Origin of the sequence: Amycolatopsis heterodermiae (assembly GCF_034929455.1) — a bacterium.
GTDB lineage: Bacteria > Actinomycetota > Actinomycetes > Mycobacteriales > Pseudonocardiaceae > Amycolatopsis > Amycolatopsis heterodermiae.
In genome coordinates, this window is the sequence record NZ_JAYFSI010000001.1 from 1,750,153 (window position 1) to 1,771,939 (window position 21,787).

Here is a 21,787-nt window from a genome sequence, read left to right on the forward strand (position 1 = left end):
CTCGCTTGCAGAACCGTCCGTGAAGGCACATCCTTGCCTGAGGCAACTAGTTGCAGCCGCCAACCAAAGCCGCGTGAGGACCAACCATGGCACCCAACAGCTCAGCAGCAGCCCGCCCGCGGGCCGAACTGGATCTGGCCGACTCGCTCGGCCATGAGCTCGTGCGCTTCATCCGGTTGATCAACAAGGCGAAGTCCCAGGTCTCCAAGCAGGGGCCGGACGGGATCGAGCGGGCGGCCTACGCGATCCTCTTCACCCTCATCCACGAGGGCCCGCAGCGCACCAGCCGGCTCGCCGACTCGCTGCACGCCGAGATCTCGACGATCAGCAGGCAGTCGAGCTCGCTCGTCCAGCACGGCCTGGTCGAACGCCAGGCCGACCCCGAGGACGGGCGGGCCTGCCTGCTCGCGCCGACGGCCGAGGGCCTGCGGGTGTTCGAAGAGAACCGCAAGCAACGCAATCAGTGGCTGGCCGAAGTGCTCGAGGACTGGTCGGAAGAGGACCGCCAGAACCTCAACCGGCTCTTCGGACGGCTCAACACAGGTATCGAGAAACACTCTCCACAGCTGGCCGACGCGCAGGCGCCGACCGCTGCACCGGCCAAGGGGGCCACTGCATGAGTACCACCGTCGACAAACCCGCTCAGCTACCACAGCCGAAAGCGTTGCCGCAGCTGAGCCACCGCCAGATCGTCACGATCCTGAGCGGCCTGATGTGCGGCATGTTCCTCGCCGCGCTGGACCAGACGATCGTCGGCACGTCGATCGTCAAGATCGCCAACGACCTGCACGGCTTCGACCTGCAGGCGTGGGCCACCACGGCGTACCTGATCACCTCGACGATCGTCACGCCGATCTACGGCAAGCTCTCCGACATCTACGGGCGCAAGCCGTTCTACCTCGCCGCGATCACGATCTTCGTCGCCGGTTCGCTGGCTTCGACGTTCTCGCAGTCCATGTACGAGCTCGCCGCGTTCCGCGCGGTCCAGGGCCTCGGCGCCGGCGGCCTGATGTCGCTGGCCATGACGATCATCGGTGACGTCGTCCCGCCACGGGAACGCCCGCGGTACCAGGGTTACATCCTCGCCGTGTTCGGGCTCTCGACCGTGCTCGGCCCGGTGCTGGGCGGCTTCTTCGCCGGCTTCGACACCCTGGGCGGCATCTCCGGCTGGCGCTGGGTCTTCCTGATCAACGTCCCGATCGGCGTCATCGCGCTGTTCGTCGTCGCCAAGGTCCTGAACGTGCCGCACGAGCGCCACGACCAGAAGATCGACTGGTGGGGCGCACTCTCGCTGATCGTCGCGGTCGTGCCGTTCCTGATCGTCGCGGAGCAGGGCCAGAAGTGGGGCTGGGGCGACGGCAAGGCGATCCTCTGCTACGTCGTGGGCGGCGTCGGCGTCATCGCGTTCATCCTGATCGAAAAGCTGATGAAGGACGCCGCGCTGATCCCGCTGCGGCTGTTCAAGAACTCGACGTTCACCGTCGCGATCATCGGCGGTGTCATCGTCGGTGTGGCGATGTTCGGCGCGATCACGATGATCCCGCAGTTCATGCAGGTCGTGCAGGGCTACACGCCGACCGAGTCCGGGTTGCTGATGCTGCCGCTGATGGCGGGCATCATGACCAGCTCGATCGTCTCCGGCCGGATCACGTCGAAGACCGGGCACTACAAGATCTTCCCGATCCTCGGCACCCTGCTGATCGCCGTCGGCGCGTTCTTCTTCGCGCAGGTCGAGTACAACTCGGCGCTGTGGCACCCGCTGGTCGCCGCGGCCATCATCGGCCTCGGGCTCGGCCAGTGCATGCAGACGCTGGTCATCGCGGTGCAGAACGCCGGCCCGCGCAGCGACATGGGCGCCTCGACCGCGTCGGCGACGTTCTTCCGCCAGATCGGTGGTACCGCCGGTGTCGCGATCTTCCTGACGATCCTGTTCAACACGCTCGGCCCGAACATCACCAAGGCGTTCGGCGGCAAGCTGCCGGCCGGCGCGGGTGCCGGGATCGGCAACCTGTCGGAGAACACCAGCGGCATCCAGAACCTGCCCGAGGCGATCAAGACCCCGGTCCTGATCGGCTTCACCGAGTCGATCACCACGGTGTTCTACGTCGCGGGCGCGGTGGCCCTGCTGGCCACGATCGTGCTGCTGTTCATGAAGGAGATCCCGCTCGCCGGGATGAACCCCGCCGCGGCGGCCGTCGAAGGCGGCGAAGCACTGCTCGACGCCGAGGACTTCGCCGACGAGCCCACCGAGATCGTCGAGCCGGTCCGCCCGCTCGACCGGGAGCCGGCGCTCGTGGGCGGCGGGAAGCACGCACTGAGCAACGGGCACGGTGACTACCAGGCCGTGTCGGGCGCGCTGCCGATCACGAACTCGGTGTCCGACGCCGAGCTCGACACGCCCGTCAGCTCGGGTGGGGTGCCGGTGGTCGGGCACGTGCGCCGCCAGGACGGCAGCCACGTCTCGGGTGCCGCGCTCACGCTGATCGACCAGCGCGGCCGCCAGGTCGCGCGGGCCACCGGTGCCGCCGACGGCAGCTACTCGGTGCCCAGCCAGGGCCCGGGCGCGTACGTCCTGATCGTGTCGGCCCACGGCCACCAGCCGCAGGCCTCCAGCGTCGTGATCAGCAACGGGCCGGCGACGGTCGACGTCACGCTCACCGGGTCCGGCGAGCTGACCGGCACCGTGAAGGCCGCGGCGACCGGTTCGCCGCTGCCGAACGTGACGGTCACGCTGACCGACAGCCGCGGCGAGGTCAACGGCGCGTTCATCACGACCACGGACGGCACCTACGCCTTCGTCGGGGTCGGCGCCGGGGCCTACACCCTGGTCGCCAGCGGCCCGGGCTACCGGCCCGTCGCGGTGACGCTGACCGTGCCGGACAGCGGCGTGCTGCGCCACGACGTCGAGCTCGCGAGCTCGGTGCTGCTGAGCGGCACCGCGCGGACCGAGGGCGACCGGATCGTGCCGGACGCGCGGATCACCGTGCTCGACCCCGAAGGCAACGTGGCCGCCGTGGCCCGGACCGACGGTGAAGGCCGGTACCTGGTCAGCGACCTGCCCGCGGGCGCGTACACCGTGGTCGCGAGCGGCTACCCGCCGGCGACCAGCCAGGTGGAGCTGACCGGCGGCGAAGCGGACCACGACGTCCGGCTGAGCTACGACCAGGCCTTCGACGAGCTGGTCGACCGGTCATGACCGGACTGCGCGCCACCCTGCGCACCGCCGAAGGCTGGGCGGTCGAGCACGCCGTGCTCACCGTGACCGACCCGGCCGGGCGGCAGGTCGCCCGCCAGGCGGCCGACGTCCGCGGCGACGTGGTCACCGACGCGCTCGCGCCGGGGACCTACACCGCGGTCGTCACGGCGGCCGGGTACACCCCGGTCGCCCGGATGGCGCAGGTCGCCTCGGACGGCTCCGGCTCGCTCGGCGACGTCGTGCTGGCCCCGGTCGCCGAGGCGATCGACCTGCCGCCCGCCGGGCCGTGGACGATCGACCCGATGCACTCGTCGGTCGTCGCCACCGCCCGCCACCTGGGCATCGCGAGCATCAAGGCGCGGTTCCCGGACGTGTCGGGCCGGATCGACATCGGCCGCCCGGCCGAGCGGTCGTCGGTGCACGCCGAGATCAAGGCGGCGAGCATCGACACGAACATCCGGATGCGCGACGACCACCTGCGGTCGCCGGACTTCCTGGACGTCGACGTGCACCCGGTGATCACGTTCGCGAGCACGGGGATGCGCCAGCGCGGCGTCGACTCGTGGACGCTGGTCGGCGACCTCACGCTGCACGGCGAGCGCCGCGAGATCGAGCTCGAGCTGACCTACGGCGGCTGGGGCCCGGACCCGTGGGGCGGCGTCCGCGTGGCGTTCCACGCCGAGACGACGCTGCACCGGAACGACTTCGCGATCAACTACAGCGCGATGGTCCGGGCCGGCGTCGCGGCGGTCGGCACGACGGTGAAGATCGAACTGGACGTCGAAGCGGTCCAGGGCGAGTCGCTGCCGCAGTTCTGAGAAACCCTCACTGAAGGCCCCCTCACCGCTGGTGAGGGGGCCTTCACCGTTCGTGCGAGGTGAATTTCCGAAAGGGCCCGATTCGGCCGTTGGCCGTGGGCCGTTCACCTCGGCCACGTAGGCTCATCGTGTGAACGTCGTGAGCATCGAGGCCGCGGGCGTCGGCGTGAGCTGGCTGGACACCGCCGGGCCCCTGCTCGTCTGGGTGATCGTGCTGAGCTTCGTGCTCGTCGAATGCGCGCTGATCATCGGGCTGTTCCTGCCCGGTGACTCGCTGCTGTTCGGCGCCGGTGTGGTGCTGGCCCAGCACGGCTCGGACCTGAACGCGTGGCTGCTCTCGGGCGCCGCGCTGATCGTCGCCGTGCTCGGCAACCAGATCGGCTACTACATCGGGCGCACCGGTGGCTCCAAGCTGATCGCACGCCGGGACGGGAAGGTCCTGAACCGGCAGCACCTCGAGCGCGCGCAGGCGTTCCTCGACCGCCGGGGATTCTTCGCGATCGTCGCCGCGCGCTGGATCCCGTGGATCCGCACCCTCGCGCCGCTCATCGCCGGGGCCGCGCGGATGGACCCGCGCCGGTTCCTGCTGGCGACCACGCTCGGCGGGCTGCTCTGGGTGCCGACGCTCGTGCTGCTCGGCTACTACGGCGCCGGCCTGCTGGACGTCCTGCCGTGGCTTAAGACGGCCGCGCTGTGGGCCAGCGTCGCGTTCTTCGTGTTCGGCACCGCGTACGGCGTGCTGCGCTACCGCCAGGAGATGCGCCGCCCGGTCGAAGAGAAGGACGACGCCCGCGCCTGACTCACAGTTCGGGGTCGGCCCAGATCTCGAGCTGGATGCCGTCGGGGTCGCGGAACACGACGACCCGGGATCCTTCGAAGGTGCGCGACGGCGCGGCCGGCAGGTAGGAGACGCCGAACTCGGCCAGCCGTTCCTCCCACTCGGTCAGCTCGGTCACCGAGCCGACCTTGAAGGCGACGTGGTCCAGACCGGTTCTTCGCTCGTCGAAACCGCGCCTTCCGGTGTCCGCGTGCTGCACCAGCACGACCGAGAACGCGTCCCCGGCGGACCGCAGCACGACCTTGCGCAGGCCCGTCTCCGGCTCTTCGCGCCGGGTGACCTCCTCGAGGTCCAGGACCCGGGCGTACCACGGCACGCTGCGGTCCACGTCGGTCACGGTCAGCGCCAAGTGGTGCACGGACATGAGTTTTGCCATGGCTTGGGAAGCCGTCCTTTCGCGTGGCGGCTCCCCAGAGTTGCACAGCGTTCGCTTGGCAAAACAACGGTGACCAAGTTCCCGGGACAATCGTGATCTCGCCGTCTCCGGGCGTCCCAGTACTCGGACGCCGGTGACTGAAAGTCATTTCAGGTTATCGGACAGTGCTCGAACGATCACCGACCGCCACCGACGTCCAGCACCGCTCCGGTGGTGAACGACGCCGCCGGCGACAGCAGCCACAGCACGGCCTCGGCGATCTCGCCCGGCTGCCCGGCGCGGCGCATCGGGATCTGCCGCGCGTACTTCTCGAGCCGGTCCGGCATCCCGGCGGCCTCGTGCAGCCCGGTGTGGATCATCCCGGGCGCGACGGCGTTGACCCGCACGCCCTCGTCCGCGACCTCCTGGGCGAGCCCGTGGGTCAGGGTGTCGACGGCGGCCTTCGACGCGGCGTAGTGCACCCACTCCCCGGCCGAGCCGGTGCGCGCGGCCGTCGAGGAGATGTTGACGATCGCGCCGCCCCCGCCGCCGTAGCGGGTCGACATCCGGCGGACCGCCTCGCGGCAGCAGAGGAAGACGCCGGTGACGTTCACGTCGAGCGTCCGCCGGACGACGCCGACCTCGTACTCGTCGAGCCGCCCGGGGGTGTTTCCGGTGATGGCGGCGTTGTTGACCAGCGCCTCGACCGGGCCCAGCGTCGCGGCGGCGTTGAACAGCGCGCGCACGTCGTCCTCGTCCGAGACGTCCGCGCGGACCGCGAGCGACTGCCGGCCGAGGGCTTCCACGCGAGCGGCGACCTCCTCGGCCGGCGCGGGATCACCCGAGAAGTTGACCACGACGTCGTAGCCCCGCGAAGCAGCCAACTCACAGATGGCGGCGCCGATCCCCCGGCTGCCGCCCGTGACGATCAGGACGCTCACAGCGCGAAGTTGACCAGCGGGAGGTTCTCCAGCACGAGGTCCGCGCGGTCGCGCGTCTGCGTGATCAGGTCGGCGTTGCGCTGGTCCGACCCGAGGGCGCGCTGCCGCGCCTCGACGAGCGAACGGCCGTACCGGCGGTGGCGCGACACGAGCCGTTCGATGCGCTCGGGCTCGTCCGGCGCGAGGAACCACGCCTCGGTGAGCAGCGGCCGGATCCCGCTCCACGGGTCGTCCGGCAGCAGGAGGTAGTTGCCCTCCGTGATGACGAGCTGGACCTCCGGTGCGACCGCGACAGCACCCGCGATCGGCTCTTCGATCTCCCGGCGGAACTCCGGCGCGTAGACCGTCTCGCGGCCTTCGGCGAGCCGGCGGATCAGGTGGTAGTACCCGGCCGCGTCGAAGGTGTCCGGCGCGCCCTTGCGCTCGGCGCGGCCGAGCCGGCGCAGCTCGACCTGCGCGAGGTGGAAGCCGTCCATCCCGACCACCGCGGCGCGCGAGCCCAGCGCGTTCGCCAGTGCCCACGCGAGGGTGGTCTTCCCGGAGGCGGGCGCGCCGATGATGCCGAGCACGTTGCGCTGCCCGCGCACGGTCAGCCCCTCGGCCCTGGCCAGCAGATCGTCGAACGCCGTCATGTCCTGTTCCTTCCTGCGATCGCGGTCGTCCACGACCGCGGTCCCACATGCCGCACCCGTTCGGCGGCCACCTCGTTGGCGAAGCGAACCCGGTCCGTCACCGTGAGTTTTCGCGCCACGGCGACGGCGAGCGCGCCGTGCCAGACGTCTCCCGCACCTAGTGTGTCCCGCGCTTCGACGGACGGCACGGGCACCTCTCCGGAACGCCCGTCCGCGGTCGACCACCGCACCGGACCAGGGCCGGCGGTGGTGATGACCATCGGCACGCCCCGCTGGTGGAGGCCGGGTTCGGGCGCCCGGAAGTGAGCGGAGCAGGCGGCGACGTCGACCAGCGGCAGCAGCTCGTCGAGCACCGGCTTCCAGCTCCCGGCGTCCAACACAACCGGCACCCCCGCGGCTTTTGCCTGCCGCGCGACGTCCAGCGCAAGATCCGGATAGTGCCCATCGAGCAAAACGACGTCAGCTGTCAAAAGCGGCACTTTCACGTGAAAGTGCCGCCCTCCGGCGTTGCGGGAGACGACGGTGCGTTCGCCGTCGCGGTCGCGGACGGCGACCGCGCTGACCGGGGGTGGATCGGCGCGGGACGGGTCCAGGTCGACGACGCGGACGCCGTGGGTTTCCAGGTCGGCGCGGGCGAGCGCCGCCAGCGGGTGGGCGCCGAGGACGGTCAGCAGCGTCGCCTCGGCCCCGAGCGCGGCGGCCGTCACCGCGGCGTTCGTCGCGGGCCCCCCGGCCGCGACGTCCACCCGCAGTGACTGCACCTTCTCGCCCGGGGCCGGGAGCTCGGCGACGCGCTGGACGACGTCCACGGTGCACAACCCCGCCAGCAGCACCCGCACTAGCTGAGCCCGGCCACGTGCGTCGCGGCAGCCGCCTCTTCGATCTCGCCGTTCTCGTTCAGCCGCAGCGCGCCCGTGAGCAGGCCGACGACCTGGTTCATCGAGTGCGTCTTCGGCGAGACGACCGCGACGCGCTTGCCGAGGCGGTGCACGTGGATGCGGTCGGCGATGTCGAACACGTGCGGCATGTTGTGGCTGATCAGCACCACCGGCAGGCCGCGGTCGCGGATCCGGCCGATCAGGTCGAGCACCTTGCCGGACTCGGCGACGCCGAGCGCCGCGGTGGGCTCGTCCATGATCACGGCCTTGGTGCCGAACGCCGCCGCGCGGGCGACGGCGACACCCTGGCGCTGACCACCGGAGAGCGTCTCCACGAGCTGGGTGATCGACTTGATGTTGATGCCCAGCTCGTCGAGGATCCGCTGTGCCTCACTCCGCATGGTGGCGGTGTCGAGCTTGCGGAACAGCCCGAACGCGCCGCCGATGCGCTTCTCCCGGCCGAGGAACATGTTCGACGCGATGTCCAGCGCGGGCGCGACGGCGAGATCCTGGTACACCGTCTCGATCCCGTACTGGCGAGCGTCCAAAGGGGACTTGAAGTGGACGGTCTCACCGTCCACTTTGATCTCGCCCTCGTCCGGGATCACGGCCCCGGACAGGGTTTTGATGAGTGACGACTTCCCGGCGCCGTTGTCGCCGACGACGGCGAGCACCTCGCCGGGGAGCAGGTCGAAGTCGGCGCCGTCGATGGCGGTCACCCGGCCGTAGCGTTTCACCAGGCCACGGGCCTGCAGGATCGGTTCGGTCATGACTGCTGCTGCCTCCTCGCGATCCGGTCCACCACGACGGCGGCGATGAGCAGGGCCCCGGTGGCGAGGTCCTGGTAGTTGCCGTCGACGTTCATCTGCGTCAGCCCGGACCGCAGCACCGCCACGACCAGCGCGCCCATCAGCGTGCCCAGCACCGAGCCGCGGCCCCCGAACAGGCTCGTCCCGCCGAGCACGACGGCGGTGATCGAGTCGAGGTTGCCGAGCTGGAACTGGTTCGGGTCGGCGTTCGGCGTCCGGCCGAGCGCCTGCCACGCGGCGAGGCCGAAGGCGAGGCCCGCCACGATGTACACCGACAGGACCGTGCGGTTGACCTTGATCCCGGACAGCCGCGCGGACTCCGGCGCGTTGCCGACCGCGTAGACGTGCTTGCCCCACGCGGTCTTCGTCAGCGCGTACCAGATGCCGAGGTACATCAGCAGCGCCAGCGTCATGCCGTAGGTGATCGGGATGCCGCCGAAGAGGTAGCGCTTGGTGCCGAGCCACTGCAGCAGCCCGTCGGTCACCGGCACGGCCTGGCCGCCGGCGATCAGCTTGGACACCGCGGTGAGCATGGTGAACGTGCCGAGCGTGATGATGAACGCCGGCAGCTTGATCCGCGTGGCGAGCGAGCCGATGAAGATGCCGACGATGACCGTCAGGACGACGCCGGCCAGCAGCGCGACGAAGCCGTTGGTCCCGGCCGCGGCGAGCTTCGCCATGATCAGCGTCGCGACGACCATCGACGACGCGTTGGACAGGTCGATGCCCGCGATGAGGATGACGAGCGTCTGGCCGAGCGCGAGCGTCCCGACGACCAGCGACTGCTGGACGACGGTGGAGAGGTTGTCGAGGTCGAAGAAGGTGTCCGTGGCCAGCGAGAACACCACGACGGCGACGATCAGGGCGAGCGCCGGGCCGACCGCGGGGGCGCGGAGGAGGAACTCGCCGAGCGACTCACGTTCCTTTGTGGACGGACTGGCGACGGTTGCCGTCGTCATTTCGCGCCTCCCCAGCAGTTCTGCAGGCCCCAGGCGGTGTCGTGGCTTTCGACGCCGGGCATGGGCTTGTCGGTGATCACGGCGGACCCGGTGTTGACGAAGCCGGTCGGCTTCTTGCCGGTCTTCGCGTACTCGACGGCGGCGAGCACACCCTGTTCGGCCATCTTCTTGGGGAACTGCATGACGGTCGCGGCGTAGAGGCCGTCCTTGACGTTCTGGACGCCTTCGCAGCCGCCGTCGATCGAGCCCATCACGATCCGGCCGGTGAGCCCGCGGGCCTTCAGCGCCGCGTTGGCGCCGCGGCCCATCGGCTCGTTCATCGAGTAGACGGCGTTGATGTCGGTGGTGCGCTGCAGCAGGTTCTCCATGCCCTGCTGGGCGAGGCTCTGGTCGCCGTTGGCCGCGGTGTGCCCCTTGATCTCGGGCGAGCCGTCGGTCAGCCCGATGCCCTTGAGGAACCCGCCGTGGCGCTGGGTGTCGACCGAGCTGCCTGCGGTGCCGTCGACCATCAGCAGCTTGGGCGGGGTGCCGCCCAGCGCCGCCTTGACGTACGCGCCCTGCTGCTGGCCGGCCGCGAAGTTGTCGGTGGCGAAGGTGGCGTCGACGGCGTCCGGCGGTTCGGTCGCGGTGTCGAGGGCGATGACCAGGATCCCGGCGTCGCGGGCGTCCTTGATCGCCTTCAGCACCCCGGTGGACGAGCTGGGCGTGATGAGGATGGTGTTCGCGCCCTGCTGCACGAGGTTCTCGATGGCGCGGACCTGGCCGTCGTTGTCGCCGTCGAACTGCCCGGCGAGGGCGCTGAAATCGGCGCCGTTGGCCTGTGCGGTGGCTCTGGCGGAATCCCGCAGGGCCACGAAGTACGGGTTCGTGTCGGTCTTGGTGACCAGGCCGACCTTCGCCTTTCCACTGCCACCGGTGTTGGTGTTGCCACCCCAGTGACGTTCGACGGTGCACCCGGTCGTCGTGGCCAGTACCGCGGCCAGCACGAGTGCGGTGAGACTTCGTTGTCTCATGGGTTCCCACCCTTTTCAGGAGACACGGACGGTTCGAAGCTTGCCGATGGTCGGGAAGGTAGACAGACTGCTGCGTGGACGCAAGCGTTTGCGCAAACGCTTGCCGGAAAGGATTGGCATGCCCCAGCCGAGATCATCGCGGCCGACCCAGCGGGACATCGCCGAGCTCGCCGGTGTTTCGATCACCACCGTTTCGCACGTCGTGAACGGGACCCGCGCGGTCGCCGAGGACACCAAGGCGGCCGTCCTGCGGGCGATCGAAACGACCGGCTACACCGGCGACGCCATCGCGCGCTCGCTGGTCACCGGCGGCACCCGGTCGATCGGGATGGCGATCTCCCTCGTCGCCAACCCGTACTTCGCGACGCTGATGCAGGCGATCGAACGGGAGGCGTCGACCCACGGCTACACCGTGCTGCTCGCGGACACCCACGACACGGTGAACACGGAGCGTGACACCGTTCGGACGTTGCGCTCCCGCCGGGTCGACGGCCTGCTGATCACCCCGGCCCCGGGCGACGGCTCGGTGATCGGCGAGCTCGTCTCGCTGGACGTGCCGACGGTGCTGATCGACCGGCTGACCACCCGCGGCGACGTCGACCAGGTGGGCACGGAGAACATCCAGGCGACGTCGGCGCTGACCGCGCACCTGGCGACGCTCGGGCACCGGCGGATCGGGATGATCAGCGGCGCGCCCGGCCTTTCGACCAGCGAGGAGCGCGTGCTCGGCTACCGGCTCGGGCTGGGCCGGTCCGGCCTGACGTGGTCGGCCGACCTCGTGGCCTGCGGAAACTCGTCCCACGAGGGTGGCGCGCTGGCGGTCAGCCAGCTGCTCGCGCTGCCCGAACCGCCGACGGCGCTGGTCGTCGGGAACGACAGCATGATGGTCGGCGTGCTGCACGAAGCGCGGCGGCGCGGCCTTCGCATCGGGCAGGATCTGCCGGTCGTGGTCTACGACGACGTCGAGTGGGCCGACCTGGTCGACCCGCCGCTGACGACGATGGCGCAGCCGATCGAGGAGATCGGCCGGCAGGCGGTGCGGCTGCTGCTGGCGCGCATCAACGACCCGGCGCGCAAGGCCGAAACCGTGCGCCTGCCGCCCACGCTGCGTCACCGAGAGTCGTGCGGCTGCCCGGCGGTTCACTCACATCAGTGATTCTGGGGTGTTGACGCCTCGACGGGGTCGTTCAGCGGCTACCTTTCGGCCCTGAGCGTCTGCGAGGGCTTTATGACGGCACTTTCGCCGGAGCTCCGGTTGTGGGACCCCCCGGTCACCTACCGGATCGGCGTCGCGATGGGTACGCACGCGCACCCGTATTCGGGTGAGCTGCTGCGTTCCATCAGGGCGGCCGCCGCCCAGGCGGGCTGCGACGTCACGCTGGCCGACACCGGCGACAGCGTCAGCGAAGAGGCCGCCGTCGTCCGCGCGCTGCGGGCGGACCTCGTGGACGGCGTGCTGCTGGTCCCCTCACCGGGTGACGACGCGGTGATCAACGGCCTGGTCCGGATGGGCGTGCCGACGGTGCTGATGGACCGGCTCGCGGCCCGCAACGACGTCGACCAGGTGGGCACGGAGAACGTCCACGCCCTGTGCGGGCTGGTGAAGCACCTGACGGAGCGCCGCCACCGCAAGATCGGCCTGATCTCGGGCGACGAGGGCCTGGACGTCAGCCGCGAGCGCGTCCGGGGCTACCGCCTGGGCTTGGAGCAGTCGGGCCTGCGCTGGGACCGCGAACTGGTGGAGTCGGGCCTGTCGACGTCGGGCGGAGCGGCCCGAGCAACGGCCAAGCTCCTGGACGGCTGGCCCTCCCCGACGGCCCTGGTGGTCGCGGACGAGTCGATGCTGGTGGGCGTCCAGTACGAGGCCCACCGCCGAGGCATCCGCATCGGCTCGGAACTGGCGGTCGTCGGCTACGGCGACATGGACTGGGCCCGCCGCGTGAGCCCGGCGGTGACCACACTGGTCCAGCCGATCGCCGATATCGGCCGCCGAGCGGTCCAGCTGCTGCTCTCCCGAATGGCCGACCCGGACCGGCCACCAGAGTCGGTGCTGCTGACTCCCCGCTTCCTGCACGGCGCGTCCTGCGGATGCTGAAGCTGGCGCACACGGCCCAGCTGTCCGCCGGTGAGTTGTCCGCGGCGCGGACCCTGCTCGAGGGTGCGTTCAAGGACTTCGACCTCGCGGGCTGGGAGAACACGCTGGGCGGGATGCACGCGCTGGTCTTCGAGGCCGACGACCTGGTCGGTCACTCCTCGCTCGTGCAGCGGCGTCTGCTGCACGGCGACCGCGTGCTGAACACGGGGTACGTCGAGGGCGTCGCCGTTCATGCCGGGCATCGGCGGCGGGGGATCGCCAGTGCGTTGATGGCCGAGGTGGAAGCGCTGCTGGGTGGTTACGAGGTGGGTGCGCTGAGCGCGTCCACGGCCGGCAGGCCGCTGTACGAGGGACGCGGCTGGCAGCAGTGGCGCGGGCCGACGTCCGCCCTTACCCCGTCGGGAATCCAGCGCACCGAGGACGACGACGGCGCCGTCTACGTGTTCCCGGGCCGGGCGCCACTGGACCTGGACGGCGAGCTAACCGCCGACTGGCGGGCCGGCGATGTCTGGTGACAGCGTTGCCGCTGCCTCCAGGAGCATCCAGCCGCCCACCTGGACCGACATGTCGCGCTCCGGTGCGTCGGGGGGTAGTGGTGGTGACGGCGCCGGGCGGTCCCAGAACGCGCTGAACACCGGGCCCTCCGCCGCGCCCGACCAGGCCGCCGACGCCGACGTCAAGACCAGGGATCGGGCCACGGCCGCCTCGGGGCCGGGGAGGGAACGCGCCGCCAGAGCCAGGTAGCGCGCCAGGATTGCTGCGAACAGGCCGCCGTCGCCGCCGCTTTGGCCGCGGATGATGCCTCCCGGGGCGCAGTGCTCGGCCACCGCTCGGATCGTCCGGGCCGCTTCGTCCACTAAGGACAGTTCCAGGCACGCGCCTAGGTAAACCCCTTGGCAGTAGGTGTAAATGTGCTTCACCAGCTCGCCCGTGTCCGTCCGGATGCCGTCCCAGACCAGGCCGGACGCGGGATCGACCAAAGTGGACGTCATCCACGAAGTCATCTCGCGGGCGCGAGCCACATTGCCGGAGCGGGCGTGGAAGATCGCCGCCGGGCCGTTGGCCGGGGCGTTCTTGAACTCGTCGCCGACGCGCCACCAGATGCCGCCGCCCGCCGCGTCCGTCCAGCCCGACAGGAGTTGCGTGTCGATCGCCGCCAAGGCCGGGCCGACGTCGATGCCCAGCGACTGAACCCGTTGCAGCGCAAGGCCGAGCCACGCGATGTCGTCGTAGAAGTCGTTCGTCCAGCGGCCGAAATTGCGCAGCCGCACCGACCTGACGAACGAACGGATCAGCGTCAACCGGTCAGAGGAAGGCGCGCGCAGCTGCGCGTCGATGAGCGTGTCGAGCAGGTGGGCCTGCCACCAGTAGTTCCAGTGCCAGTGCAGCCGCTGCCCCGGCGACGCCGGCCAGCCGCTGCGGCCGAGGACCGTGCCGGGCAGCCCCCACACCCGGCGCAGGTGCCGCGAGGTCACCGCGCGTTCGGCTGCTGCGACGTCCATGTCGCAATCCTGCCTTGCCCACCGACATACCGCTCGGTATGTTGAAGGACCCCGACGGCCTGCGAGGTACTCATGACCACGGCACACGTCACCTGCCCGCTGTGTGAAGCGACCTGCGGCCTCGAGGTGACGCTGGACGAGAACCAGCAGGTCACGCGCGTCACCGGCGACCAGCAGGACGTCTTCTCGAAGGGGTACATCTGCCCGAAGGGCGCGTCGCTCGGCGCGCTGCACCACGACCCCGATCGGCTGACCGCGCCGCTGCTCAAGCGCGACGGCGAGTTCGTCGAGGTCAGCTGGCAGGAGGCCTACGACGAGATCGAGCTGCGGCTCCCGCCGATCGCGGAGAAGTACGGCCGCGACGCCGTCGCCGTGTACGCGGGCAACCCCGGCGTGCACAACATCGCGCTGACGCTCTACAGCCGCGTGCTCTACAAAGCGTTGGGCACCAAGAACTTCTACAGCGCGACGTCGGTCGACCAGATGCCGAAGCACTACTCCTCCGGCACGATGTTCGGCGACCCGCTGGCCATCCCCGTGCCCGACGTCGACCGCACGCGGCACCTGCTCATCCTCGGCGCGAACCCGCTGGTGTCCAACGGCAGCCTGATGACCGCGCCGGACATGCGCGGGCGGCTGCGCGGGATCCGCGAGCGCGGCGGCAAGATCGTCGTCGTCGACCCGCGCCGCACCCGGACCGCGCAGTACGCCGACGAGCACCACGCCATCCGACCCGGCACCGACGCCCTGCTGCTGTTCGCGCTGGTCAACGTCCTGGTCGCGGAGAACCGCGTCGCCCCCGGCCGCCTGGCCGAGCACCTCAACGGCCTCGACGACGTCCGCGTGCTGTCCCGGCCGTTCACCCCGGAGGCCGTCGCGCCGCGCACGGGCATCGAGGCCGCCGAGATCCGCCGGATGGCCCTGGAGCTGGCGGACGCGGAGAACGCCGTGGTCTACGGCCGGATCGGCACCACCACCCAGACGTTCGGCACGATCGCGAGCTGGCTGGTCGACGTCCTCAACGTGCTCACCGGCAACCTCGACGAGCCCGGCGGCGCGATGTTCCCGCTGGCCGCGTGCACGCCGACCGGCAACCGCAAGCCGTTCAAGGTCGGCCGCTGGCACAGCCGCGTGCGCGGGTACCCGGAGGTCGTCGGCGAGCTGCCGGTCGCGACGCTGGCGGACGAGATCGAGACGCCGGGCGACGGCCAGGTCCGCGCGCTGATCACCGTCAGCGGCAACCCGTGCCTGAGCACGCCGAACGCGGGCCGGCTGGCCGAAGCCATCAAGGGCCTCGACTTCATGATCTCCGTGGACGTCTACCTCAACGAGACGTCACGCCAGGCCGACGTCATCCTGCCCGGGCCGTCACCGCTCGAACGTCCACACTTCGACCTGGCCTTCTACCAGCTTTCGGTGCGCAACATCGCCAACTGGACACCGCCGACGCTGCCGTCGGAACTCCCGCAGGAGTGGGAGACCATGCTGCGGCTCACCGGCATCGTCACCGGCCAGGGCCCCGAGGCGGACGTCGCCGCGCTCGACGACTTCGTCGCGGCCGACGTCGCGCGCCGCGCCAAGCTCGAGGTCACGCACGATCGCACCGGCCCCGCCCGGCTGGTCGACCTGATGCTGCGCAGCGGCCCGTACGACGTCACGCTGGCCGACCTCGAAGCGGCGCCGCACGGCATCGACTTCGGCGCGCTGAAGCCGCGGATCCCGGAGGTGCTGTGCACCGCGTCCGGCCGGATCGAGCTGGCGCCGCCGACGATCGTCGCGGACGTGCCGAGGCTGCGTGACGAGCTGGCCAAGCCCCTCGAGGACGGCCTCGTGCTGATCGGCCGGCGGCACCTGAGCTCGAACAACTCGTGGATGCACAACCTCGCGCCGCTGGTTCGCGGCGGGAACCGCTGCACGGTCCAGGTTCACCCGGCCGACGCGACGCGGCTCGGCCTGAAGGACGGCGGCCTCGCCTCGGTGACGTCCCGCGCCGGGAAGCTCGAGGTCCCGGTGGAGGTGACCGACGAGGTCCGCGAAGGCGTGATCAGCATTCCCCACGGCTGGGGCCACGACGCCGCCGGTTCGCGCACCCGGGTGGCGAGCGCGAACCCGGGCGTCAACTCGAACCTGGTCGCCGACGAGACCCTGCTGGACGTGCCGTCCGGGACCTCGGTGCTGAACGGCATCCCGGTCGAGGTCGCGCCCGCGTAGTCACCAGGCTTGGGAGAGGTCCGCGTGCTGCCGGACCCAGGCGTGCATCACGATGCCCGCCGCGACACCCGCGTTGATCGAGCGGGTCGTCCCGAACTGGGCGATCGACACGACCAGGGACGCCGCCTCCTGGGCGACCGGGGACAACCCCGGCCCCTCCTGGCCGAACAGCAGCACGCACTCGCGCGGGATGTCGGCCGTCTCGACCGGCTCGGACCCCGGCGTGTTGTCGACGGCGACGACGGCGAGCCCCTGCTCGGCGGCGAAGGAGACCAAGCCGCTGACGTCGTCGTGGTGGCGCAGGTGCTGGTAGCGGTCGGTCACCATCGCGCCGCGGCGGTTCCAGCGGCGGCGGCCGACGATGTGGACCTCGGCGGCGGCGAAGGCGTTGGCCGTGCGCACCACCGTGCCGATGTTGTGGTCGTGCTGGAAGTTCTCGATGGCGACGTGGAACGGGTGCCGTCGGGCGTCCACATCGGACACGATCGCCTCGCGGCGCCAGTAGCGGTACTTGTCGACGACGTTGCGGCGGTCGCCGTCGCGCAGCAGGTCCGGGTCGTACCGGTCGTCCGAGGGCCAGTCACCCGGCCAGGGGCCGACGCCGACCTCTTCGCGGCTCACCCACTCGGTGGGCCCGACGTCGTGGGGTGTGCTCACGGCGTCGATTGTCGCCTAACCCAGGTGGACGGCGTGCGCGCGGGCGTCCTCGTGGTGGTCGCGGTGGCGCCAGCGGTAGTACACGCCGACGTAGGAGTACGCGACGACGATGATCGCGACGATTCCGATCGCCGGCAGCCACGAGCGCGGGAACACCGTGTCGTAGAGGTAGTACGCGTTGAACCCGCCGGGCAGGTCGCCGAGGCCCTGCTGGTGGCGGAAGAAGTTCTCCAGCGCGGTGAACGGGCACGGCACCGGCGCGACGTTCACGAGGATGCCCCACGCCGCGGCGAACATGTGGACGAAGATCAGCTTGGGCCAGCGCCACGCGAGGAATCCGCCGAACCCGATGAGCAACAAGGCGAGAATGTGCACCGCAACGGTCACGTCGGCCAGGAACTTCGCCACCGTCCACCCCCTTACCCCGATGCCCCCACCAGCGACTTTACTCCGCTGATCGGAATCAGCCTCCTCGAAGAATGCCCAGGCGTGTGATGTTCAACCCACCGGAGCAACTTCTTCACCTGGGCGGTGATGGAGGCGTCACACCGGGTGGAAATTCGGGTGGGCGTTTCGCCGGATACTTCGTCGGTTCCTCGTGTGGGTACTGATCCGGCGCTCCGTCCGGTTTCTTCCGGTTCGGATCGTTCGGGCGGTGCGGCGGCTCACCGGGCGTAGACGGCGCCGTATCGAGCGGGGGCGTGCCCCCGCACCCCCGCCGGGGCTCTGCCCCGGACCCCATAGTCATCCGTCGACGGTAACCCCGGCAACCACCACTTCACCGAGCGCGAGCGCCCGATTTCGCCGTCAGCCGAACTTCGAGACGCACCGGCAGCTCGTCGACCTCCAGGGCCTGGCGCAGCCGCGGGAGGGCGTGCTCGGCGATCCGGGCGCGGATCGCCCCGGCGTCGGCCTCGGCGTCGGTCGTCACGATCAGGAACAGTTCCGGCCGGTCACGCGGCCCGGAGAGCCAGGCCGACGCCGACCGGACGCCGTCGTAACCCTCGACGTCGGCCGCGACCGGGGCGGCGGCCGTCGCCGAATCCAGTTCCGTCGCGCCGTCGACCTCTTCGGCCCGCCAAGCGACGGTCTTCGGGCGCCGGAACGCCTGGGCGGCCAGCCACCGCAGGCAGAGCAGCCCGAGCAGGACGGCGACCGCGATCACGACGTAGAACACCCAGGTCGGCGGGGCGGTCGAGCCCGGGACCAGCGAAGACGCCGGGTCGAGGACGTGCAGCCGGCCGAAGTGGGTGGCCAGCGCGAACCCGCCGGCGGCGAGCAGCACCAGCCCGATCAGGGCGAGCAGGGTCCGGTTGAGCGCGGCGGGCCGGTTCATCGCACACCTCGCACGCGGACGCGGACCCGCGGCGGCCGTGCCAGGCCGACCTGGTCGAGCCGGGTTTCGAGCGCGGAGCTGACGGCGTCCGCGAGCCCGTCCGTGCGCGTCCGGCCGGTCTTGACCTTCACCCGCACGGTGCGGCGGCGCAGCTTCAGCGCGGCCGAGGAGACGCCGTCGACGTGCGCGGCGGTCGAGCGCAGCGACGTCCGCAGGCCGTGGCGCGTGGTGCCGGTGTCGAACCCCGGCTCCGGCGCCAGCGGCAGCACCACCGGACGGCCGCGGAGCACGGCCGTCGCCAGCAGCACGAACCCCACCAGAATCGCGGCCCCGCCCCCGACGAGCACGGGCAGTTCGTTCCAGGAGGTGTCGTGCACGCGCGCGGCGACCGCGTCGTAGGACAGCACCGGCGGCTCGCCGAGCAGCCGCTGCACGAGCGCCGTCACGACGAACGCGCAGGCGGCCAGCACCACGAGCGCGGTGAGCACCGCGGGCACGCTCCGCCGCGGCCGCCTCATCGGACCCGCCGCTTCGGCGGCTCGGCCGGCGGCAGCGCGATCGTGATGTCGACGCGCTGCGTGCGCAGGCCGGTCAGTTCGGTGGTGCGCCCGAGCAGGTGGGCCCGGACCCGGTCGGCGGTGCCGTGGATCGGCGCCGGGTAGGCGACGGGCAGCCGAATGTCCAAAGTGGTCACATCTCCGTCCACAGTGGCCTTCGCGGTGACGTCGGCGGCGACCCCGTCGACCTCACGCGCGGCGCGGGCGGCGATGCGCCCGACCGCGCGCGGCTCGACGGTCGTCTCGCCGCGCTCGTCTTCCTCTTCGACCGTCTCGACGTCGTCACGACGGTGCCGCGCGGTGAGCGTGGACACGGCCTACCTCCGATCCCGGGCGGCCCCGACGAGGGCGGCCAGGTCGAGCTTGCCGTCGGCCCACCGGCCGACCAGGAGACCGAGCCCGCCGAGCACGAGCACGGCGACGAACGCGCCGAACCCGCCGAACGCGGCCGCGAAACCCAGTGCCAGTCCGAAAAGCAGGCCGATCAGGGTGCCGTTCACGATCAGAGCACCCGGTCGCTGGTGGCGGGCTCGCCGTCGTCACCCGGGATGTGGACGTCGTTGACGTTGATGTTCACCTCGACGACCTCCAGCCCGGTCATCCGCTCGATCGCGGTGATCACGTTGCGGCGCACGGCCCGCGCGAGATCCGCGATGGCCACGCCGTACTCGACGAGGATCTGGAGATCGACGGCCGCCTGCTTCTCGCCGACCTCGACGGAAACGCCCTGGCCGACGCTGGCGGACGCACCGGGGATGCGGTCGCGCAGGGCGCTCAGTGCCCGCGCGGCGCCGCCACCGAGGTCGTACACCCCGTTGACCTCACGGGCGGCGAGCCCGGCGATCTTCTGCACGACGGTGTCGGCGATGGTGGTGGTGCCCTGCTTGGAGACGAGCGCGCCGGTGGCGTCGTTCGCGGTGGTCACCACGGTCTTCTCGGCGGTCGCGGTCATGGGGTCCTCCTCGGATGTCCTGGGGAACAAGGCTTTCTGCCTGGTTCGTAGGTAAGGACACCCGGGATGGGAGATCGTCACTGCCCCGATCGTGTGACGTGGGTCTCGCGCCGATCAGGCGAAGGCCGCGCCGTCGAGGTCCGTGACCACCAGCCGCAGCCGGGCCTTCTCCCACTCGGTTCCGGTCAGCACCGGGCGGACCGCCGCCACCGCCAGATCCAGCAACGGCGGGATCGGCAGCCGTGAAGCGATCAGCCGGATCTGCACGACTTCCGGCGTCAGGTCGACGGCCATGCCCTCCCAGTCCACCGGGAGCCACGTCGTCTCCGGGGAGACCGGGGTCGCCGGGCGGAGGCCGGCCACGCCCTTGATCGCGCCGACGATCTTCTCGACGGCTTCGTTCGCGATCACCGGGCCGCCGTCTCGATGTCCATGATGGACACCGACACCTCGTCGACGACCAAACCGGTCTGCGAAGCCACGTACCGGCTGACCGCGCGCTGCACCGAGCGTCCCACCGTCGCCGCCTGGTCGGCGCCCGACGCGACCAGGTCCACCTGGACGCTCAGCCGGCCGTCCACCGTGCGGACGCGGACGCCGTCGGCCGGGGCCGGGTCGAGGCCCTTCCAGCGCTGGCGCGCCGCGCGGGTCCACGCCGTCACCAGGCCGCGCAACCCCGGCTCCAGCCGCACCACGCCCGGCGCGGTGACCGCCGCCCGGGCCGCCACGCTGGCGATCACCGGGTCGGCGATGACGTACTCGACGCTCATTCCCCTGGCTCCCCATAGATGTCGTCCACCAGCAGGTCGAGCTTCGCCAGCCGCAGGCCCACGCGGGCCGCGGCCGCCGCGGTCACCCGCTCCCGCACCAGGGACAACGCTTCACCGCCCGTAGCGTTCCGCAAACTCACCGCGAGGGTGAGCTCGACTTCGACGACACCCGCGCCGTCGTTCCGGATCCGGCAGCGCCGGGCCCGGATGCCCTCGACGGTGTCCGCCGCGTACCGCAGCACCGCCGCCACCGCCTGCTCGCTGATCTCGACGAGCCCGGGTTCCGGGGACGGCAGCGGCACCATCGAGCCGCGCCGCACCTCCGCCCGGACCGCCGACATGATCCGGCCGAACAGGTCCGGCGGCGGCGCGTCCTCCTCCGCCACCATCTCGGACGTCGCCTCGCGCAACGCGAGCAGGCTTTCGCGCGCCGCCCGGCAGTGCGGGCAGGTCAGCTCGTGCTCGTCGGCCAGCCCGGCGCCGACCGCGTCGAGCCGCTCCCACACCTGCTCGACATCGCGTTCGCAGGGCAGTTCGTAGTCCGTCATCGCCATGGCTTCATCACCTCCGCCAGCTGTGCCCTGGCCCGCGCGATCCGGCCCCGCACCGCGGTGCCGTTCACGCCGACGATTTCGCCGATCTCCTCGTAGGACCGGCCGTGCACCTCACGCAGCAGCCAGCACGCCCGTTGTTCCGGGGTGAGCTGCGCCAAGGCCGTGTTCAACGCCGCGAGCTGACCGCTCACCTGGGCGGCCCGCTCCGGCTGGAGGTCCCCGCGCGGCGACTCCGCCGTGTCGAGGTCGACGTCGGCCTGCGGCCGGCGCGCCCGGATGGCGTTCAGGCAGCGGTTCGTCGTGGCCCGGTAGAGCCAGCCGACGAACGCGGCGTCCTCACCCAGCTGGTCGAGCTTGCGCCAGGCGTTGAGGAACACCTCCTGCACGACGTCCTCGGCGTCACCGCGGTTCGCGAGCATCTTCGCCGCGAGCCGGAACATCGGGCCCTGGTAGCGCAGCACGAGCTGTTCGTACGCCCGGACGTCGCCGTCCCGCGCGCGGCCCACCAGGGTCGCGTCGTCGAGCGGCGTGCCGGGATCCGCGCTGGTCGTCGTCACGGCACCTCCTCGGGTAGAGGACACCGGAGCACGGAGAACGTCACGCACTGATTGTGGGTGACAGTGGTCACCGGGGCGAATCCGTGACGATCGGGCGCGGCGGTGGTCCTTCCGGTACGAGGCGCCCGACCGGGGCGCCGCAGTGCGGGAGGTGCCC

27 protein-coding genes are annotated in these 21,787 nt (G+C 71.0%); 8 read left to right on the forward strand and 19 right to left on the reverse strand.

The genetic code is table 11. The annotated features are described in order from the left end of the window. Positions 1-86 precede the first annotated feature (86 nt). The 4 genes from VA596_RS08600 to VA596_RS08615 all read left to right on the forward strand — a co-directional run bounded on the left by VA596_RS08600 (position 87) and on the right by VA596_RS08615 (position 4,813). On the forward strand, positions 87-620 hold the full coding sequence (locus tag VA596_RS08600; RefSeq protein ID WP_323324802.1) for a MarR family winged helix-turn-helix transcriptional regulator: 534 nt from the start codon (positions 87-89) through the stop codon (positions 618-620). Further along, positions 617-3,196: an MFS transporter gene (locus VA596_RS08605; protein WP_323324804.1), complete on the forward strand. Its 2,580-nt coding sequence runs from the start codon at positions 617-619 to the stop codon at positions 3,194-3,196. The genes VA596_RS08600 and VA596_RS08605 overlap by 4 nt, the downstream gene beginning before the upstream one ends. Next, on the forward strand, positions 3,193-4,014 hold the full coding sequence (locus VA596_RS08610; protein ID WP_323324806.1) for a YceI family protein: 822 nt from the start codon (positions 3,193-3,195) through the stop codon (positions 4,012-4,014). Before VA596_RS08605 ends, VA596_RS08610 begins: the two co-directional genes overlap by 4 nt. Before the next feature lie 130 nt (positions 4,015-4,144). Further along, complete coding sequence (locus VA596_RS08615; RefSeq protein WP_323324808.1) at positions 4,145-4,813, forward strand: DedA family protein; 669 nt, start codon at positions 4,145-4,147, stop codon at positions 4,811-4,813. A gap of 1 nt (position 4,814) precedes the next feature. Here VA596_RS08615 and VA596_RS08620 read toward each other — a convergent pair whose 3' ends face one another. The 7 genes from VA596_RS08620 to VA596_RS08650 all read right to left on the reverse strand — a co-directional run bounded on the left by VA596_RS08620 (position 4,815) and on the right by VA596_RS08650 (position 10,439). After that, the gene (locus tag VA596_RS08620; RefSeq protein ID WP_323324810.1) at positions 4,815-5,228 is read right to left on the reverse strand and encodes a VOC family protein; all 414 of its coding nucleotides are present in this window, start codon (positions 5,226-5,228) and stop codon (positions 4,815-4,817) included. 176 nt (positions 5,229-5,404) lie between these two features. After that, positions 5,405-6,148: an SDR family oxidoreductase gene (locus tag VA596_RS08625; protein WP_323324812.1), complete on the reverse strand. Its 744-nt coding sequence runs from the start codon at positions 6,146-6,148 to the stop codon at positions 5,405-5,407. After that, positions 6,145-6,780, reverse strand: coding sequence for a nucleoside/nucleotide kinase family protein (locus VA596_RS08630; RefSeq protein ID WP_323324814.1), 636 nt, complete (start codon positions 6,778-6,780; stop codon positions 6,145-6,147). The genes VA596_RS08625 and VA596_RS08630 overlap by 4 nt, the downstream gene beginning before the upstream one ends. Continuing rightward, entirely contained in the window at positions 6,777-7,613 is an 837-nt protein-coding gene (locus VA596_RS08635; protein WP_323325731.1) for a PfkB family carbohydrate kinase, read from the reverse strand. Before VA596_RS08635 ends, VA596_RS08630 begins: the two co-directional genes overlap by 4 nt. Positions 7,614-7,618: 5 nt before the next feature. Next, a complete protein-coding gene (locus VA596_RS08640) occupies positions 7,619-8,428 on the reverse strand; it encodes an ATP-binding cassette domain-containing protein (protein WP_323324816.1) in 810 nt (269 codons plus the stop codon). Continuing rightward, positions 8,425-9,426, reverse strand: a complete 1,002-nt coding sequence (locus VA596_RS08645; protein WP_323324818.1) for an ABC transporter permease — start codon at positions 9,424-9,426, stop codon at positions 8,425-8,427. Before VA596_RS08645 ends, VA596_RS08640 begins: the two co-directional genes overlap by 4 nt. Further along, positions 9,423-10,439 carry a substrate-binding domain-containing protein gene (locus VA596_RS08650; protein ID WP_323324820.1) on the reverse strand — a complete coding sequence of 339 codons (1,017 nt, stop codon included), beginning with the start codon at positions 10,437-10,439 and terminating at the stop codon, positions 9,423-9,425. The genes VA596_RS08645 and VA596_RS08650 overlap by 4 nt, the downstream gene beginning before the upstream one ends. 118 nt (positions 10,440-10,557) lie before the next feature. Between VA596_RS08650 and VA596_RS08655 the strand changes: the two genes are divergently transcribed. The 3 genes from VA596_RS08655 to VA596_RS08665 all read left to right on the forward strand — a co-directional run bounded on the left by VA596_RS08655 (position 10,558) and on the right by VA596_RS08665 (position 13,049). Further along, entirely contained in the window at positions 10,558-11,595 is a 1,038-nt protein-coding gene (locus VA596_RS08655; protein ID WP_323324822.1) for a LacI family DNA-binding transcriptional regulator, read from the forward strand. 72 nt (positions 11,596-11,667) lie between these two features. Continuing rightward, entirely contained in the window at positions 11,668-12,534 is an 867-nt protein-coding gene (locus VA596_RS08660) for a LacI family DNA-binding transcriptional regulator (protein WP_323324824.1), read from the forward strand. Then, positions 12,528-13,049 carry a GNAT family N-acetyltransferase gene (locus tag VA596_RS08665; protein ID WP_323324826.1) on the forward strand — a complete coding sequence of 174 codons (522 nt, stop codon included), beginning with the start codon at positions 12,528-12,530 and terminating at the stop codon, positions 13,047-13,049. Before VA596_RS08660 ends, VA596_RS08665 begins: the two co-directional genes overlap by 7 nt. Here the strand turns inward: VA596_RS08665 and VA596_RS08670 are convergent. Next, positions 13,014-14,036 carry a glycoside hydrolase family 76 protein gene (locus VA596_RS08670; RefSeq protein WP_323324828.1) on the reverse strand — a complete coding sequence of 341 codons (1,023 nt, stop codon included), beginning with the start codon at positions 14,034-14,036 and terminating at the stop codon, positions 13,014-13,016. The two genes, VA596_RS08665 and VA596_RS08670, sit on opposite strands and share 36 nt — an antisense overlap. Positions 14,037-14,108: 72 nt before the next feature. Here VA596_RS08670 and VA596_RS08675 point away from each other — a divergent pair, with 72 nt between their 5' ends. Then, positions 14,109-16,247 carry a molybdopterin-dependent oxidoreductase gene (locus VA596_RS08675; RefSeq protein ID WP_323324830.1) on the forward strand — a complete coding sequence of 713 codons (2,139 nt, stop codon included), beginning with the start codon at positions 14,109-14,111 and terminating at the stop codon, positions 16,245-16,247. Here the strand turns inward: VA596_RS08675 and VA596_RS08680 are convergent, their stop codons facing one another. The 11 genes from VA596_RS08680 to VA596_RS08730 all read right to left on the reverse strand — a co-directional run bounded on the left by VA596_RS08680 (position 16,248) and on the right by VA596_RS08730 (position 21,630). Then, positions 16,248-16,904 (reverse strand): TrmH family RNA methyltransferase, encoded by a 657-nt coding sequence (locus tag VA596_RS08680; RefSeq protein ID WP_323324832.1) that lies wholly within the window; start codon positions 16,902-16,904, stop codon positions 16,248-16,250. A gap of 15 nt (positions 16,905-16,919) precedes the next feature. After that, a complete protein-coding gene (locus tag VA596_RS08685; protein WP_323324834.1) occupies positions 16,920-17,312 on the reverse strand; it encodes a DUF2784 domain-containing protein in 393 nt (130 codons plus the stop codon). Between the two features lie 370 nt (positions 17,313-17,682). Further along, a complete protein-coding gene (amaP, locus tag VA596_RS08690; protein WP_323324836.1) occupies positions 17,683-18,240 on the reverse strand; it encodes an alkaline shock response membrane anchor protein AmaP in 558 nt (185 codons plus the stop codon). Next, complete coding sequence (locus VA596_RS08695) at positions 18,237-18,758, reverse strand: DUF6286 domain-containing protein (RefSeq protein WP_323324838.1); 522 nt, start codon at positions 18,756-18,758, stop codon at positions 18,237-18,239. Before VA596_RS08695 ends, amaP begins: the two co-directional genes overlap by 4 nt. After that, complete coding sequence (locus VA596_RS08700) at positions 18,755-19,111, reverse strand: Asp23/Gls24 family envelope stress response protein (RefSeq protein WP_323324840.1); 357 nt, start codon at positions 19,109-19,111, stop codon at positions 18,755-18,757. The genes VA596_RS08695 and VA596_RS08700 overlap by 4 nt, the downstream gene beginning before the upstream one ends. 3 nt (positions 19,112-19,114) lie before the next feature. After that, positions 19,115-19,297: a hypothetical protein gene (locus VA596_RS08705; RefSeq protein WP_323324842.1), complete on the reverse strand. Its 183-nt coding sequence runs from the start codon at positions 19,295-19,297 to the stop codon at positions 19,115-19,117. Between the two features lie 2 nt (positions 19,298-19,299). Beyond that, positions 19,300-19,749 carry an Asp23/Gls24 family envelope stress response protein gene (locus VA596_RS08710; RefSeq protein ID WP_323324844.1) on the reverse strand — a complete coding sequence of 150 codons (450 nt, stop codon included), beginning with the start codon at positions 19,747-19,749 and terminating at the stop codon, positions 19,300-19,302. Positions 19,750-19,863: 114 nt separating this feature from the next. Beyond that, the gene (locus VA596_RS08715) at positions 19,864-20,160 is read right to left on the reverse strand and encodes a hypothetical protein (RefSeq protein WP_323324846.1); all 297 of its coding nucleotides are present in this window, start codon (positions 20,158-20,160) and stop codon (positions 19,864-19,866) included. Further along, positions 20,157-20,519: an Asp23/Gls24 family envelope stress response protein gene (locus tag VA596_RS08720; RefSeq protein ID WP_323324848.1), complete on the reverse strand. Its 363-nt coding sequence runs from the start codon at positions 20,517-20,519 to the stop codon at positions 20,157-20,159. Before VA596_RS08720 ends, VA596_RS08715 begins: the two co-directional genes overlap by 4 nt. Further along, positions 20,516-21,073 (reverse strand): anti-sigma factor, encoded by a 558-nt coding sequence (locus VA596_RS08725; protein WP_323324850.1) that lies wholly within the window; start codon positions 21,071-21,073, stop codon positions 20,516-20,518. Before VA596_RS08725 ends, VA596_RS08720 begins: the two co-directional genes overlap by 4 nt. Beyond that, positions 21,064-21,630, reverse strand: a complete 567-nt coding sequence (locus VA596_RS08730) for an RNA polymerase sigma factor (protein WP_323324852.1) — start codon at positions 21,628-21,630, stop codon at positions 21,064-21,066. The genes VA596_RS08725 and VA596_RS08730 overlap by 10 nt, the downstream gene beginning before the upstream one ends. Between the last annotated feature and the right edge of the window lie 157 nt (positions 21,631-21,787).

Excerpts from the sequence above, each read along its gene's own strand:
- VA596_RS08600 (WP_323324802.1), top strand. The coding sequence starts at position 87 with ATGGCACCCAACAGCTCAGCAGCAGCCCGCCCGCGGGCCGAACTGGAT.
- VA596_RS08605 (WP_323324804.1), top strand. The coding sequence starts at position 617 with ATGAGTACCACCGTCGACAAACCCGCTCAGCTACCACAGCCGAAAGCG.
- VA596_RS08610 (WP_323324806.1), top strand. The coding sequence starts at position 3,193 with ATGACCGGACTGCGCGCCACCCTGCGCACCGCCGAAGGCTGGGCGGTC.
- VA596_RS08620 (WP_323324810.1), bottom strand. The coding sequence starts at position 5,228 with ATGGCAAAACTCATGTCCGTGCACCACTTGGCGCTGACCGTGACCGAC.
- VA596_RS08630 (WP_323324814.1), bottom strand. The coding sequence starts at position 6,780 with ATGACGGCGTTCGACGATCTGCTGGCCAGGGCCGAGGGGCTGACCGTG.
- VA596_RS08640 (WP_323324816.1), bottom strand. The coding sequence starts at position 8,428 with ATGACCGAACCGATCCTGCAGGCCCGTGGCCTGGTGAAACGCTACGGC.
- VA596_RS08645 (WP_323324818.1), bottom strand. The coding sequence starts at position 9,426 with ATGACGACGGCAACCGTCGCCAGTCCGTCCACAAAGGAACGTGAGTCG.
- VA596_RS08650 (WP_323324820.1), bottom strand. The coding sequence starts at position 10,439 with ATGAGACAACGAAGTCTCACCGCACTCGTGCTGGCCGCGGTACTGGCC.
- VA596_RS08655 (WP_323324822.1), top strand. The coding sequence starts at position 10,558 with ATGCCCCAGCCGAGATCATCGCGGCCGACCCAGCGGGACATCGCCGAG.
- VA596_RS08660 (WP_323324824.1), top strand. The coding sequence starts at position 11,668 with ATGACGGCACTTTCGCCGGAGCTCCGGTTGTGGGACCCCCCGGTCACC.
- VA596_RS08665 (WP_323324826.1), top strand. The coding sequence starts at position 12,528 with ATGCTGAAGCTGGCGCACACGGCCCAGCTGTCCGCCGGTGAGTTGTCC.
- VA596_RS08670 (WP_323324828.1), bottom strand. The coding sequence starts at position 14,036 with ATGGACGTCGCAGCAGCCGAACGCGCGGTGACCTCGCGGCACCTGCGC.
- VA596_RS08675 (WP_323324830.1), top strand. The coding sequence starts at position 14,109 with ATGACCACGGCACACGTCACCTGCCCGCTGTGTGAAGCGACCTGCGGC.
- amaP (WP_323324836.1), bottom strand. The coding sequence starts at position 18,240 with ATGAACCGGCCCGCCGCGCTCAACCGGACCCTGCTCGCCCTGATCGGG.
- VA596_RS08695 (WP_323324838.1), bottom strand. The coding sequence starts at position 18,758 with ATGAGGCGGCCGCGGCGGAGCGTGCCCGCGGTGCTCACCGCGCTCGTG.
- VA596_RS08710 (WP_323324844.1), bottom strand. The coding sequence starts at position 19,749 with ATGACCGCGACCGCCGAGAAGACCGTGGTGACCACCGCGAACGACGCC.
- VA596_RS08720 (WP_323324848.1), bottom strand. The coding sequence starts at position 20,519 with ATGAGCGTCGAGTACGTCATCGCCGACCCGGTGATCGCCAGCGTGGCG.
- VA596_RS08725 (WP_323324850.1), bottom strand. The coding sequence starts at position 21,073 with ATGGCGATGACGGACTACGAACTGCCCTGCGAACGCGATGTCGAGCAG.